General features: G+C 61.4%; 15 protein-coding genes and 1 pseudogene. 8 read left to right on the forward strand and 8 right to left on the reverse strand.

Annotated elements, in window-relative coordinates; translation table 11 throughout:
- The 6 genes and pseudogenes from ABB29_RS16515 to ABB29_RS15365 all read left to right on the forward strand — a co-directional run.
- Nucleotides 1-170: pseudogene (locus ABB29_RS16515) on the forward strand (primosomal protein N'); the annotation flags it as partial.
- Between the two features lie 315 nt (nucleotides 171-485).
- Nucleotides 486-1,202: a hypothetical protein gene (locus ABB29_RS15345; protein WP_057660647.1), complete on the forward strand. Its 717-nt coding sequence runs from the start codon at nucleotides 486-488 to the stop codon at nucleotides 1,200-1,202.
- 72 nt (nucleotides 1,203-1,274) lie between these two features.
- Nucleotides 1,275-1,682, forward strand: coding sequence for a hypothetical protein (locus tag ABB29_RS15350; protein WP_057660624.1), 408 nt, complete (start codon nucleotides 1,275-1,277; stop codon nucleotides 1,680-1,682).
- 872 nt (nucleotides 1,683-2,554) lie between these two features.
- Entirely contained in the window at nucleotides 2,555-3,019 is a 465-nt protein-coding gene (locus ABB29_RS15355) for a GNAT family N-acetyltransferase (protein WP_057660626.1), read from the forward strand.
- A 203-nt stretch (nucleotides 3,020-3,222) separates the two neighbouring features.
- Entirely contained in the window at nucleotides 3,223-3,573 is a 351-nt protein-coding gene (locus ABB29_RS15360) for a VOC family protein (protein ID WP_057660628.1), read from the forward strand.
- Between the two features lie 578 nt (nucleotides 3,574-4,151).
- A complete protein-coding gene (locus ABB29_RS15365; protein ID WP_057660629.1) occupies nucleotides 4,152-4,601 on the forward strand; it encodes a methyltransferase family protein in 450 nt (149 codons plus the stop codon).
- Between the two features lie 125 nt (nucleotides 4,602-4,726).
- On the opposite strand, the gene rpoH is transcribed toward ABB29_RS15365, so the two are convergent.
- A complete protein-coding gene (rpoH, locus tag ABB29_RS15370) occupies nucleotides 4,727-5,605 on the reverse strand; it encodes an RNA polymerase sigma factor RpoH (RefSeq protein ID WP_057660630.1) in 879 nt (292 codons plus the stop codon).
- Nucleotides 5,606-5,713: 108 nt separating this feature from the next.
- A complete protein-coding gene (locus ABB29_RS15375) occupies nucleotides 5,714-6,952 on the reverse strand; it encodes a dipeptidase (protein WP_057660631.1) in 1,239 nt (412 codons plus the stop codon).
- A gap of 163 nt (nucleotides 6,953-7,115) precedes the next feature.
- On the opposite strand from ABB29_RS15375, the gene ABB29_RS16605 reads away from it, so the two are divergent.
- Nucleotides 7,116-7,907 carry an N-acetyltransferase gene (locus ABB29_RS16605; RefSeq protein WP_211260767.1) on the forward strand — a complete coding sequence of 264 codons (792 nt, stop codon included), beginning with the start codon at nucleotides 7,116-7,118 and terminating at the stop codon, nucleotides 7,905-7,907.
- Entirely contained in the window at nucleotides 7,900-8,193 is a 294-nt protein-coding gene (locus tag ABB29_RS15385; protein WP_057660637.1) for a hypothetical protein, read from the forward strand. The genes ABB29_RS16605 and ABB29_RS15385 overlap by 8 nt, the downstream gene beginning before the upstream one ends.
- A 9-nt stretch (nucleotides 8,194-8,202) precedes the next feature.
- On the opposite strand, the gene ABB29_RS15390 is transcribed toward ABB29_RS15385, so the two are convergent.
- Genes ABB29_RS15390 through ABB29_RS16460 form a run of 6 tightly spaced genes read right to left on the reverse strand, consistent with a single transcriptional unit; the run spans nucleotide 8,203 to nucleotide 14,208 of the window.
- Nucleotides 8,203-9,300, reverse strand: coding sequence for an acyltransferase family protein (locus tag ABB29_RS15390; protein WP_057660638.1), 1,098 nt, complete (start codon nucleotides 9,298-9,300; stop codon nucleotides 8,203-8,205).
- On the reverse strand, nucleotides 9,297-10,439 hold the full coding sequence (gene nagA / locus ABB29_RS15395; RefSeq protein ID WP_057660639.1) for an N-acetylglucosamine-6-phosphate deacetylase: 1,143 nt from the start codon (nucleotides 10,437-10,439) through the stop codon (nucleotides 9,297-9,299). The genes ABB29_RS15390 and nagA overlap by 4 nt, the downstream gene beginning before the upstream one ends.
- Nucleotides 10,436-11,506 carry an SIS domain-containing protein gene (locus tag ABB29_RS15400; RefSeq protein ID WP_057660640.1) on the reverse strand — a complete coding sequence of 357 codons (1,071 nt, stop codon included), beginning with the start codon at nucleotides 11,504-11,506 and terminating at the stop codon, nucleotides 10,436-10,438. The genes nagA and ABB29_RS15400 overlap by 4 nt, the downstream gene beginning before the upstream one ends.
- On the reverse strand, nucleotides 11,499-12,566 hold the full coding sequence (locus ABB29_RS15405; RefSeq protein WP_057660642.1) for a LacI family DNA-binding transcriptional regulator: 1,068 nt from the start codon (nucleotides 12,564-12,566) through the stop codon (nucleotides 11,499-11,501). Before ABB29_RS15405 ends, ABB29_RS15400 begins: the two co-directional genes overlap by 8 nt.
- Before the next feature lie 45 nt (nucleotides 12,567-12,611).
- On the reverse strand, nucleotides 12,612-13,907 hold the full coding sequence (locus tag ABB29_RS15410; RefSeq protein ID WP_057660644.1) for a sugar MFS transporter: 1,296 nt from the start codon (nucleotides 13,905-13,907) through the stop codon (nucleotides 12,612-12,614).
- Nucleotides 13,908-13,914: 7 nt separating this feature from the next.
- A complete protein-coding gene (locus tag ABB29_RS16460; RefSeq protein WP_157062692.1) occupies nucleotides 13,915-14,208 on the reverse strand; it encodes a hypothetical protein in 294 nt (97 codons plus the stop codon).
- Nucleotides 14,209-14,494 lie beyond the last annotated feature (286 nt).

Raw genomic sequence — 14,494 nt, forward strand, 5'->3', positions numbered from 1 at the left:
CCCCCATGCCCCGCCGCGCCGGCTTCCACCGCGCCCAACTACTACTCAGCGCCCCCCAGCGCCGCGACCTGCATCGCCGCCTCGATGAAGCCCTGCCCCGGATCCAGGCACTACTGGAAGCACGCAAAGTGCGCTGGTCGCTGGATGTGGATCCGGTGGATTTGTATTGAGGGGCGCTTGGCGAGTAGGCCTGGGTTAGTTTTGGGTTGTCGGTTGGGGGCAATCAACTGCCACGGTGCGGATGCTTGGCTTCAAGACTGCGGAGAGCGTGTCGATATCGTTAATAGGCTGACCGCTGATGGCGATCATTATTCATGCATTGACGGATTGTCGCTGGACGTCTATGCGGTCACGACTTTACGACATCGGCAGGCGACTTCATCTCCCACCGAAATGTGCTTGACAGTGACATTCACGCAGCTGAATATCGAGTGCCACACCTCGAATTCGAGGTCTATTACTTGTTAGATCAACCGAGACACATCATGGCAACCGACAATGCGGCATCTAGATTGCGCGAGCTTCTTGCCAGGGCTAAAGCCATCGACCGGAACACTGCAAGCGTTAATGCATGGGAGCAACTTCTCCAGACTAAGAAGAATCCAGCCTTGCTGCTGTCTCGTCTTGGCAAAGTAATTGCCCTGCCAGAGAATATCGCTGCAACATTATCTAATAGTGTGGACACTGCCCCTGGGGTCGTGAGCCACATCTCGAGTCAGTTCTATGCCGCGTTCTCAGCACATAAGTTCGGAGAGAAATGGGAGGTATTCATCACTAGAATCGACGAACACATGATGAACTATCTCGCATTAGCTTCAACGCTTCTTGAGACTCAAATAAAGACTAAGCGACTAGAAGAAAGCGAAATTGAGGAACTGAGAAAAAGCTTCGTGGAGCTATTGGATCAAGTCAGAGCCTCAGATCTACCGCCTCGACTCAAGTCATATGTCGTACTCCAGCTTCATGATTTGATCTCATCGCTAGATGACTACTTCATTACGGGAGCGGAGCCGATTCTAGAGCGAATAGAAGCAACTATTGGACACGCCTACACTGATCCCGAATACAAAGGATTTCTCAAGGATCATGAGCTTGGCAAAAGTCTCTTGGATTGCCTTGGGGCGGCTGCAAATCTCGTAACGGTCGCAGTCGGAATTCCACAGTTGACTCAGCTAATCCTTCAGCTACAGCAAGGCGGCTGATCTAACAATTTATTCAAGCCGAACCCGCTTCGCGGCTCGGCTTAATTCAGGCCTTAGGGCTACAGGAGCAATATGTCGCACGTCATCGCATTGCAGGGCCGCGCAGGCTCTGGGAAGACCAGTACATTACGGCAAGTCATTAGTGACCTTGAGGCTAAGTACCCGAACGCAACGGTACAGGTTTTGGCCGGGAGAATTGACCTCAAGATGATAATGCACGGTGTTAAAGGGAAAATTGTTGGCATCGAAACTCAAGGCGACCCTGGCTCACGCCTGCAACAAAGTCTCAAGGACTTCACAGCGGCAAGATGCGACATCATCTTCTGCGCATGTCGTACGAGTGGCATGACTGTTCAATGGGTTAGCGCACTCTCCAAGAAGCATAACGTTCAATTCGTCCAGCAAACCCGAGTGGCCGCTGCATACACCAAGACCAATGCGATCATGGCTGCATCTCTTATCAAACTGGCAGGGCTGTAGGCCTAACAATTCATCCAAGCCGACGCCTTGTCGCGATGCAGTTGGTTCTGGCATTGACATTCGGGAGTAAGCATATGGCAAGGAAGCCCGGTCCAGGCAAGTGCGTTCATTGCCTTAAGCAGTTCGGCATACGAAACTGGGATCACGTTTTTCCACGTTCTTGGTACCCGGATTCGACACCACCAAACCTGGAGAAATGGCAGATTCCAACCTGTAAGAAGTGCAATTCTGACTACGGGAAGTTGGAAGAGGAGCTGCTTGTCATGCTCGCCATGACAGTCGACCCAGGAGGACACGCTAGCTCAGGAATTTACGAACGAGCTCTTCGATCGGTAAATGAATCGCTAGGCAAGGGCAAGCGCGCTCGGATTGCACGTCGCGCCAAGAGAGAAAAAGTCCTTAGATCTTTTCTGTTTGGGAATGATATTCCCACAGAGGGCATTTACCCCGGCCTCGGTGAGCGCTGGAACATACCGATAAGCGATCAGATCGCTTTCCCCATCCCAGCAGATAACATCCGACGCTTTTGCGAAAAAAATGTCAGAGGAATCACTTACCGAGAAAGTGGACAGTTTGTGGAACCACCGCATCAAGTGGACTTTTTCCCCATAAATGCCCAAGACGCAGAACCGTTAGAACAGATGTTCGATAGACACGGCCGCACATACAATCGCGGTCCCGGATTCGAGGTTGTCCGGGTCGTGCCATACGATGAACCACTCGCCGCGGTGTTCAAAATAACTCTTTTTGGTGAGTTCGTAATGTACGCGTCTATTTCACGACTAGAAGACTAACGATTCCTTCAAACAACTTCGTTTCTCTGCGCAGCTTGATCCGGGTCTTGTACCCCACAGCAACCCGAAAACCGTCCCATGCCCATAACCATCCACCACGATGACCTCTCCTCCGCCGAGGTGCAGTCGCTAATCACCGAACACCTGTCGGCCATGCACAGCCACTCGCCTGCCGGCCACGTGCATGCGCTTGCCGTCGACAGCCTGCGGGCGCCGGCGGTGACGTTCTGGACGGCATGGGATGGCGAAGCTTTGTGTGGCTGCGCGGCACTGAAGGAGCTGGATGCACGCACGGGCGAGATCAAATCGATGCGCACCCGCGCCGGCTTCCTGCGTCGCGGCGTTGGCCAGGCGCTGCTTGATCACATCGTTATCACCGCCCGGCAACGCGGATATACGCGCCTGCTGCTGGAGACGGGGACCGGCGAGGCGTTCGAAGCGGCGCATGCACTCTACCGGCGCAACGGCTTCGAGCCGAGCGGCGCGTTTGCCGAGTACACCGCTACCGATTTCAATGTGTTCATGGCCAAAGGGCTGGTCTAAGCGGTAAGTGCAGGCATCCGCGGCGACAACGGCGGCGGCGGTTGCCTGCCTGGGGATCGGTTGGCAATGGAACTTCCACCATTGGCGCAGGGGCCGGTATCGCCGGCCGTGGTAGCCTGCGGCGCAATCGCTGATAGCGACGCTGCGGAAGTTGATCACGGCGTTGCCTGCACACATCGAGTGGAACTATTGAGGGGAGACGGATGAAGGTCAATCGAATCATTGCCAATATCGAGACGGCTGGCCCGTCACAGGTCGACCGCTTCTATCGCGACATTCTCGGACTTGAGCTGGTCATGGATCACGGCTGGATCCGCACCTATGCCGGCGACGCGCAGATGAGGGTGCAGGTCAGCTTCGCAAGCGAGGGCGGCTCCGGCACCCCGGTGCCGGATTTGTCGATTGAAGTGGATGATCTCGATGAGGCCTTGCGTCGCATCCAGCGGGCCAATATTGCCGTGGAATATGGTCCGGCCAGCGAGCCGTGGGGCGTGCGCCGCTTCCATGTCAGGGACCCGGCTGGGCGCCTGCTCAATTTTCTTCAGCACGAGTGATTGGCTGCACCGCTTGGTATCGGCTTCATGCGTGATGCAGACGGTGTGCTGGTCGGCTTCAGCGTGCTTGCGTTTGCGGATAGCCGGATGGGTGGCGCTTAGGGTGCGAGGTCGGCCCCTTTCCCCGCTTGCGGGGAGAGCATGCCCCGTACTTGATACGAGGAGTTGGGATGAGGGCTGATTCTTGCGGAATTTTTCGGTGTTGAACTGGTGAATAGAGCGCCCCCACCCCAACCCTCCCCCGTAAACGGAGGAGGGGGCTGGTTATCGGCGATGGCGAGAGCTGCGTGGTGTTGATTGGCACAGGATCAGCTCCTTCCCCTGCTTGCGGGGAGAGCATGCCCCGTACTTGATACGGCAGTTGGGATGGGGGCTGACTGGAACGAACTCGTCTGCTGCATGTCACCGGAGTCAAACGCAGGTAGTCAGTCGTGATGTGCTGGAAATCTGGATTTTCCCAAGGTGACGGTGTTTCGGTCATTGCCAGCGCTATTGCATGCAAGCTAGTTTGTTGGTTTTCCGAGGGGCTAAACCGGATGACGACATGGATTGCTTTCAACTGCGGGATGGATGGATAGATGCTCTCGGCTCTTGAAACAAAAATCCCACCGCCTGTTGTTCTGCTGGTGCTGGCGATTCTGATCTGGGCGCTGCCTGGGTCGAGTTCCACTTCGGCGCGGACGTTGACTGGTGGCTTGCTTGTGCTTGCGGGGCTGCTGATCAACGGTTGGCCAAAGAGGTTGTTCCGACGATTGGGCACGACCATCAATCCGTTGCACCCGGAGCGCTCGTCCGTGCTGATCACATCGGGCCTGTATCGCTACTCGCGTAATCCGATGTATCTGGGGTATGCGCTGGCGCTGCTGGGCTGGGTTGTTTGCCAAGGCAAGCTGGCCGGATTCATCGCAGTCGTTATATTCATCGGTTATGTCACCCGCTTGCAGATTGTGCCGGAGGAACGCGAACTGGCGGCGCGGTTTCCAATGCGGTACGCCACCTACAAGCAGGCCGTACGGCGCTGGATCTAACACGTGGGCAATGGCCTGCGGTCGCTACCAGCGTCAGCCCTGTAAGCCATTGAGCCGCCGGTCAACACCGCAGACACGAAAAAGCCCCGTTTCCGGGGCTTTTCGTTTGCTCGGTTGTCGCTTGATTACGCGGCGAACAGTGCTTTCATTTTCTTCAGCGCGTTGGCTTCGATCTGGCGGATGCGTTCGGCGGAGACGCCGTATTCGTCGGCCAGTTCCTGCAGCGTGATCTTGCTTTCCGAATCCAGCCAGCGGCGCTTGATGATGTCGCGTGAACGCTGGTCGAGACCGGCCATGCCTTCGCGCAGCAGTTGCAGCTGGTTGTCTTCGCTGTCGGCACGCTCGTACAACTGCGACGGATCCTCGGCATCGGTCATCAGGTAGTTGGCCGGTGACGGCGGTGCGCGTTCTTCGTCTTCGTCGGCCGGCGCATCGAAGCCGATGTCACGACCGGACAGGCGCGACTCCATCTCCAGTACTTCGCGCTCGGAGACGTTGAGGTCCTTGGCCACGGCGCTGACTTCGGCTGCGTTCAACCAGCCCAGGCGGGTCTTTGACTTGCGCAGGTTGAAGAACAGCTTGCGCTGGGCCTTGGTCGTGGCCACCTTGACGATGCGCCAGTTCTTGAGGATGAACTCGTGCATCTCGGCACGGATCCAGTGCACGGCAAAGCTCACCAGGCGCACGCCCATGTCGGGGTCGAAACGCTTGACCGCCTTCATCAGGCCGATGTTGCCTTCCTGGATCAGGTCACCCAGCTGCAGGCCATAGCCGCTGTAGCCACGCGCCACGTGCACGACAAAGCGCAGGTGCGAATGGACCAGTTCACGAGCCGCATTGAGATCTTCTTCGTCGCGGAAGCGACGGGCCAGTTGCTGCTCATCATCGACGCTCAACACCGGAATCTGGTGCACGGCACCGATGTACGCGTCGAGCGAGCCGAGCGCACTGGGAATCGGGAGGTTGTTGGCCACCAGGGCGGTGGCAGTCGCAGTCTGGTTCATAGGGGCTCATCTTAGCAGTCGGGGTATTGGACTGCTAACCCGTTAAACAGTTCCCATTGTTCCGCGGGTGGAACGCCAATCCGTTCAGATTGGCGCAAGCTGTTGTTTTCAGGACGATTGTCCGGCCGGCTCCGCACCGGCCTGGACAGCCCGCAGCACCCGCAGCAGGTTGCCGCCCCAGATGCCCTTGATTTCGGCGTCGCTGTAGCCTGCGTCAAGCAAGGCCTGGGTGATCCGCGGCAGGTCGCCGACATTGGCCAGGCCGAGCACGCCGCCACCGCCATCCCAGTCGGCGCCGATGCCCACGTGTTCGGGGCCGGCGACCTTGAGGATATGCAGCAGGTGGCGCATGTAGTCGTCGAAGCTGGCCTGGCGGGCCGGGTACTGCTGGTCGATCCGCTGGCGTGCCTTGAGGATGGCGGCGATGTCGGCCTCGCTCAGCTGCGATTCGTCCGGGTACTGGTCGGCCAGCGCCTGCAGCGCCTGTTCGCGCTCCGGGTTGGCCGGGATGTCGATCAGATAGCCACCGTAGGCGTTGACATGGATGACGCCACCGCTGGCGGCCAGTTTGCGCAGCAGGGCGTCATCGATATTGCGCGGATGGCCGAACACATCCTTGGCGCTGGTGTGCGACAGCACGATCGGGGTCTTCGACAACGCAATCAGTTGTTCGACCACCTGATCGCTGGCGTGCGAGCCATCAAGGACGATGCCGAGGCGGTTGGCCTGCGCCACCAGCGCCTTGCCGGCCGGACTGAGGCCATTCCATTCCGGGCCCTTCTTGTCGGTCGATGAATCGCCAAAGTCATTGTTCAGCACATGGGTGATGCCGAGCATGCGCAGGCCCAGTGCGTGGTACGCGCTCAACAGGCTGGGGTCGCTGGCCAGCGGGCTGGCGTTTTCCATGCTGATGAAGACCACGCGCTTGCCCTGGCCGGCGATGCGTTCGGCATCGTCGGCGCTCAGCGCCAGTTCGAAGGTATCCGGATGGGCGGCGAGCATTTCGTGGATCTGGGTCATCCGCAGCAGGCCGTGGTCACGCGCCTTGCGGTTGCCTTCGGCATCACGCGCGCCCTGCCCGGTGTAGATCACCCAGAAGCCGCCATCCAGGCCACCCTTGCGCATGCGCGGCAGGTCGACCTGCGAATAGCTGCCGTCATGCGAATGGTCATCGCTGATGTCCCAGCCCGGCCGCGGGAAATTGGCTGGCGTATCCAGGTGGGTGTCGAGCACCAGCGCCTGCTGATGCAGCGCCTGGGCGCGTGCCGATACCTCCTGGGCAGACGCGGTGATCGCCGCCGTGGCCAGCAGCAGGCCGCAGAGCAGCGTGGAAATGCGCAATGTCATGGAGTCCCCTTTCGATCCGTGTTCCGTGATTCCAGCATAAGTGATTCAGATGCCTTTGTGCCTGCACGGCTTGACCTGCGCGAAAAAGCGGACGCAGTATCGAGCCATACTCAGACAGGCGATGGCCACGGCGGCATCGCGATACGCCATAGGGAGGTGACAGATGCTATCGAGTTACGGAATCGTCGGCCAACAGGCGCCGGAACTGCGCGTCGAACATTGGATTGATGGCCAGGGCCAGCCAAGGCTGCCGCTGCGGCTGGCGGATTTTCCCGGCCAGGTGAAAATCATGTACTGCTTCCAGAGCTGGTGCCCGGGCTGCCACAGCCGCGGATTCCCGACCCTGCAGTATCTGCAGCGGCACTATCAGGATGCGGCGCAGGCGCCGGTGTTCTGGGTGATCCAGACCGTGTTCGAAGGCCACGAACGCAACGGGCCGGAACAGTTGCGGATCATGCAGCAGCGTTACCAGCTGGCACTGCCGTTCGCCCAGGACGAGTCGCTGCCGCGGCCGCATACGATGACCGATTACCGCACCGGCGGTACCCCTTGGTTGATCATCATCGGCAAGGATGACCGGGTGCTGTTCAACGACTTCCATGTCGACCCGGCACAGGCTGTCGCGTTGATAGATGCCGCGTTGGCCGATGCCGCGCCGACGCCGGCAGCCGACCCAGGCCGGCTGGAGCACGATCCCAATGCCGGCCGCTATCGGCTGCAGGTAGCACCCGGGCAATGGGCGGAACTGCATTACCAGCGCGAGGGCAACGTGCTGTACCTGCAACACACCGAAGTGCCGGCGGCACTGCGCGGACAAGGCCATGCCGCGGTGCTGATGGAACGCGTGCTGGAAGACATCGAGCGCCAGCAGCTCAAGGTGGTGCCGGTGTGCAGTTATACCCGCAGCTATCTGCAGCGCTACAAGCGCTGGCATGACCTGCTGGCGCATGGCTGAAGCCGGTGCCGACGATGCGGCGGGCGGTCAGATCGATCTGGCGGCACTGATCGCGCGCGTGCCGCTGGGTTATCGCGAAGTGCTTTACCAGGGCCGCCGCTATGGCCTGAGCCGCACCGACTTCAATGCCGGCAACAGCAGCAAGATCTACGCCGAGGCCCTGGACGGCGGTGATCACGTCAGCCTCAATTACTACCGCCTTGGCCAGCGGCAATGGCTGCGGCCCTGCGAGATGTCCGATGCCAAGGTGGTGGATTTCCTGATCCACCACCAACCCATCAACTGATCCGCGGGATCAGACTTTCAGGTACCAGCGGCGGGCATCCATCCACCACACCAGCAGCCACCAGACCGCGACGAAGACCAGCGCCATGCACAGTGATGGCAGCCGCGGATCAGCCGCCGCCATCGGTTGCACGAACAGGTTCTGGTAGATCGGTTGCCACCAGCCCAGCGCCGCCAGCGCGATCACCATCAGCGACGAACCGGCATAGGCGGCAATCGCGTTGACCCCGAAACGCCGGCCCAGTGCCGGCCAGCCGCGCACGTCGATCAGGACATGCGCCGCCGCCAATGCCACGCATGCCCAGCCCGCCGTCCACAAGGCATACGACGAGGTCCACAGGTTCTTGTTGAACGGCATGACCGGTGTCGCGGCGACACCGGCCAGCAACAACGCACCGGCGAACAGCCACAGTGCACGCGTGCGGCCTGCACGCAGCCAGTCGCCAGCGCGCATGCCGAGCAGCACGCTGGCAATCGCCGGCAAGGTGCTCAGCAGGCCTTCCGGATCATGGCCCAGACCGGTGGCCGGATCGTACTGGTACAGCAGCGGGCCAAGCAGCGTGGTGTCCAGCCGACTGGCCAGATTGGTCCATGGCAGGTAGCCGCCATTGCCGGCCAGCAACGCCCAATAGCCGATCAGCAACACTGCCGTCAGCAGCCACTGCCAGCGCCGTGGCACATGGATGGTCAGCAGGCCGGCAACGGCGAAACAGATGCCAATGCGCTGCAACACGCCCCACGGCCGGAACCATTCGCGGTCCAGCCACCAGTAAGCCAATGCATGCAACGTAAGGCCGATCAGGATGATCTTGGCGGCGCGCCAGCAGACCGCACCGGCCAGTGCCGACCTGTCGGCGCCGGCCTCGACCCGCGGCGTGATGCCCAGCGCAATCGACACGCCGACGATGAACAGGAAAAACGGGAACACCAGATCGGTCGGCGTGCAGCCGTTCCACTGCGAATGCAGCAGCGGTGCATACACGTGATCCCAGTCACCCGGATTGTTGACCAGCAGCATCGCCGCGACGGTGATGCCGCGCAGTGCATCGACCGAGGCGAAGCGCGGCGGGCGGGTCAGTTTGCCGATGTCGGCATTGGCGGCGCTCATGCCTGGCCGTCGATCCAGCTGGCCTGCAAGTTGAGCTGGTCATCCAGCGCAACCAGATCGGCGCGATAACCGGCGGCAATGACGCCATGGCTGTCGCCCAGGCCGATGAACCGCGCCGGATAGGTCGACGCCATCCGCGCTGCCTGCGGCAGCGACACGCCAAGCAGGTTCACCGCGTTGCGCACCGCGGTCAGCATATCCAGCGCCGAGCCAGCCAGTGAGCCGGCGGCGTTGCGGACCACGCCATCGCGGGCGGTGATGATTTCGCCATACAACTCGTAGCTGGGGTCGTCGGCACCGACCGGCGGCATTGCGTCGGTCACCAGGAACACCTTGTCGCGTGGCTTGGCCGCCAGCGCCACGCGCAGGCTGGCCGGATGCACGTGGACACCATCGGCGATGATGCCGACCCAGCTGGCATCGCTTTCCAGCGCGGCGCCAACCGCGCCCGGTTCGCGGCCCTGCAGCGGCGACATCGCGTTGAACAGATGGGTGAAGCCGGTGATGCCGGCATCGAGGCCACTGCGCACCTGCTCGTAGCTGGCGGCGGTATGGCCGGCGCACAGCACCGCGCCACGCTCGGCCAATGCGCGGATGGTCGCGGCCGGCAGGCGCTCGGGCGCCAGCGTGATCAAGGTACGGCCGTTGTCCAGCGACGTGGCCAGATCCATTTCCGCGGCGTCGGGGACGCGGAACTTGTCGGCGTTGTGGGTGCCCTTGCGTGACGGCGCCAGGTACGGCCCTTCCAGATGGATGCCGAGCACACCCGGCACGCCTTCTTCGATGGCCTGGCGGGTGGCGGCGATGGCGGCGCGCATCACTTCGAGATCATCACTGATCAACGTCGGCAGGAAGCCGGTGGTACCGAAGCGCCGATGCGCTTGCCCGATCACCCGCAGGGTCTCGACCGTCGGCGCGTTGTTGAACAGCACGCCGCCGCCGCCGTTGACCTGCAGATCAATGAAGCCCGGCAGCAACAGCGCGCCGCCGAGGTCACGGGTCTGCATGTCCGCCGGCAGTGCGTCGGCGGGCATCAGTGCGGCGATGTCGCGGCCACGGACGAGCACGGCCAGATCCGGTTGCAGGCCTTCATTGGTCAATACCCGCGCATTGACCAGGGCGAACGTCGAATCGCTCATACGGTTTCGGTGACCTTGTTCAAATGGGGCGGCACGTCCGGGTTGAAACCACGGCGCAATGCCAGCGCGTTGATCGCCTTGTAGAAGCTCTGGATGGTCAGCAGTGGCGCGCAGGCCGGATGCGGCGCATGCACCAGCGCCAGATCCTGCCCTGGCCGCGATGCCGGATCGCCATGTTCGGCCGACACCCATACCTCGGCGCCGCGCTGGCGGAACTCGCGCGCCAGCGCCAGCGTGCCCTGCTCGGTTTCATCCGGCTGGGCGAAGCACAGCACCGGGAAGCCCGGGCCGACCAGCGCCATCGGCCCATGCTTCACTTCCGCCGAGCTGTAGGCTTCTGCATGCAGGCCGCAGGTTTCCTTGAACTTCAGCGCCGCTTCCTGCGCCGCCGCCAGGCCCAGGCCGCGGCCGAGCACGAACAGGTTGTGGGCATCGACTAGCCCGTCGGTCAGCGACGTCCAGTCCGACTGCCAGGCTGCGCGCAGGGCATCGGGCAATGCATCCAGCGCGGCCAGCAGGCTGTCGTCGTTCTTCCAGTGCGCCGCCAGTTGCAGCAGCGCCGACAGCGAGCACAGATAGCTCTTGGTCGCGGCGACGCTGTTTTCCGGGCCGGCGCCGAGCGGAATCACCACATCGGCCAACGCCGCCAGTGGCGAATCCTCGACATTGACCAGCGCCACCACGCGGGCGCCGGCATCGGCGGCGGCTTCGGCATTGCGCAACAGGTCCGGGCTCTTGCCCGACTGCGAAATGACGATGAACAACGCGCCTTTCATGTTCTGCTTGATGTTGTAGACCGAACCCACCGATGGCGAGATCGATGCGGTCACCACGCCGAGCTGGGTCTCGAACAGGTACTTGGCATAGGTGGCGGCATGGTCGGAACTGCCGCGTGCACAGGTGGCGACGAACAGCGGCGGATTGCGGCGCAGGTCTTCGGCCAGGTGGCCGATGATGTCGCGATTGCGGGCAAACTGCGCGGCGACCACGTCGGCGGTCTGCTGTGCTTCCCGATACATCAGGGTGTCGGTGGCGGCAGGTAAAGCGGGGGCAACGGCGTCATTCATGGTGTGGGTCGTTTCGATCAGAGCGCAGGCGGACCGGCGCGGTGGAGCCGCGCACCACCAGTTGCGGCACGAAGCCCTGGTTGTGGACCGGCGTGGAGGTGTCGTCGTAGGCGTCGGAACGCAGCCCGGCAATCAGCAGCCGCGCGGCCTGCTTGGCGATGTCCTGGGTGGCCTGCTTGGCAGTGGTCAGCGGCGGCCACGACTGTTTCGAGAACGGGCTGTCCTCGAAACCGGCAATCGACAGATCGTAGGGCACGTTCATGCCGGCGGATTTGGCCGCGGCCAGCACGCCGGCGGCGATTTCGTCATTGGAACCGAAGATCGCGGTCGGTGGTTCGCGCAGCGCCAGCAACCGGCGCGCGCCACGGAAACCATCGTCGAAGGTGTAATCGCCCGGCACCACCAGATGCTTGTCGACGGTGATGCCGTAATCCTTCAGTGCTTTCTCGTAACCGTTGTAGCGCTCGACGCTGGAACGGTGGGCCAGCCCACCCCACAGGAAACCGATGCGCTGGTGGCCGAGCTGGATCAGGTGTTCGGTGATTTCGTACGCGGCGTCATGGTCATCGACGTAGACGCAGGCATGGCCGTCCTGCGGATCTTCGGTGGCGGCGATGATCCGCACCAGCTTGACCCCGCGCGCGGCCAGCGCATTGACCAGATCCATGCGTTCGGACATCGGCGCGGTCATCACCAGCCCGGCCAGCCGGGAACGCTGCACGAACTCGGCCAGCTCCTCGGCCAGCAACGGCGAAGTCGAATCACACGGATGGATCTGCAACCCGAAGCCGGTTTCGCGACACGCCGCCAGCACCCCGTTCTGCACGCCGATGATGTGATACGCGTTGGGGTTGTCATAGACCAGGCCGATCACGAACGGGGTGCCGCTGCGCAGGTTGCGCGCCGACTGGTCCGGTTCGTAGTCCAGCTCGGCGATGGCGTGCAGCACCCGCGCGCGGGTGCCCTGCATCACCGACGGCTCGTTGTTGATGACCCGCGACACGGTCTTGAGTGAGACCTTCGCCCGCTCGGCGACGTCCTTGATGGTGGGTCTGCGCATACCGGAATCTGCCATGGCTGGATAACTGCCCCAATGATGCGCGAATCAGCCGCCGCGTGCCTTGCCGGCGCGATGTCCGCGCAGGGCAAAGAACAGGATGTACAGATAGCAGGGCACCATCAGCAGCAGGAACACCCACTGGAAGTCATGACTCTGCTTGAAGTGGGCGAACAGCTGCGGGATCACCGCGCCACCGGCGATGCCCATGATCATCAGCGCCGAACCACGTTCGGTGAAACGGCCCAGGCCCTTGATCGCCAGCGGGAAGATCGCCGGCCACATCATCGCGTTGGCGAATCCGAGCGCGGCGACGAAGCCGACCGACACGTAGCCCTGGGTCAGGAACGCCCCCAGGGTGAACAAAACGCCCAGCACGGCCGATACCGACAGGAAGCGTTCCTGCGAGATGAAACGCGGAATCGTCACCAGCCCGAACAGATAACCGAGCAACATCCCCGACAACGTCAACGAAGTGAACAGCTTGGTCTGATCCGGCGGCAGTCCCATCGATTCGCCATAGATGCCGATCGCATCACCGGCCATCACTTCCACGCCGACATACACAAACAGGCACAGCGCCCCCAGCCACAGGTGCGGGAACTGGAACAAGCTGCGCTTGCCCTGCGCGCCAGCAGCGGTCGGGGCTTCGGCATTGGCTTCTTCCGGCCGCAGTTCCGGCAGCGGCGAATACAGCACGCCAACCGCCACCAGCGCCAGCAATCCGGCCATCACCAGGTACGGCGTGTGCACGCGCGATGCGAATTCGTTCAACAGCAGCTGCTTGCCGGCTTCGTCGGCCGCGGCCACCTGCGCGGTCAGATCGCCCATGCCGTGCAGCACCAGTGCGCCCAGCACGATCGGGGCGAAGATGCCGGCCAGTTTGTTGCAGATACCCATCACCGCGATCCGTTGCGCGGCGCCTTCGATCGGACCGAGGATGCTGATGTACGGATTGACCGCGGTCTGCAGGATCGCCAGCCCGGCACCGATGACGAAGATGCCGGTGACTGCCCCTGGATAGAAGCGCTGGGTGGTGAATTCGCCGAACACCGCCGCGCCCACCGCCATCACGAACAGGCCCAGCGCCATGCCCTTCTTCATGCCGGTCTTCTTGAGGATGACCGACGACGGCAGTGCCAGGAAGAAATACGACAGATAGAACGCCGACGGGATCAGGAACGCGGCGGCTTCGCTGACATTGAAGGCCAGCTTGGCGAATGAAATCAGCGGGCCGTTGAGCCAGGTGACGAAGCCGAAGGTAAAAAACAGCAAGCCGATGATGGCGATGGAACCGGTGTGCGACTTGCCGGTCGCGGCGACGGCATCTGGTGCGGCATTCATAACGTTGTCACTCCCCTGCAAAAGTTGATCTTCTGGTCCCCGGAAGCTGGTCGCGGCAAGACCGCGAGTCACAACTGGAAACAACGTTGTCACAAAAAATATTTCCAAGCCAGTTTTTCTTGCTGCCGACGACGTCATTGACCACTGGTTTCTGACGCAGTGCAGCAGCGTTGTCTGGTTTTTTGTCCGGTCGCAACCTCCAAACTGAACCTAATAGCCTCAGTTCCATCCAGTTTGCTGGCTGTAAACCCGATTCAACGCAAAAATGATCCGGTCTGGCTCCCGCGGTGGTGTATTTCATGACAGAGTCTTGACAACGTTGTCAAACGAATCTCACACTCCGGCCACATCGGTGACTCAGGTCACCTGCCAAGCGCACCAGTGGGGAGACATGTGGTTGTATCTTATACACATCTGGCGCTGCCGAAGAAACCCCTTGTGTAGATACCGGGTGATGCAGAATCATTAACAAAAACACACGATCAGCTCATTAGCTATGCCAACGCATTCACAAACACAGACTCCACGACCTGCTCAACTCAAGAACCTTCTCTATCCCACAACCATACCACCCAACTCACCACAAC

The sequence above is a fragment of the Pseudoxanthomonas dokdonensis genome (genome assembly GCF_001431405.1).
GTDB lineage: Bacteria > Pseudomonadota > Gammaproteobacteria > Xanthomonadales > Xanthomonadaceae > Pseudoxanthomonas_A > Pseudoxanthomonas_A dokdonensis.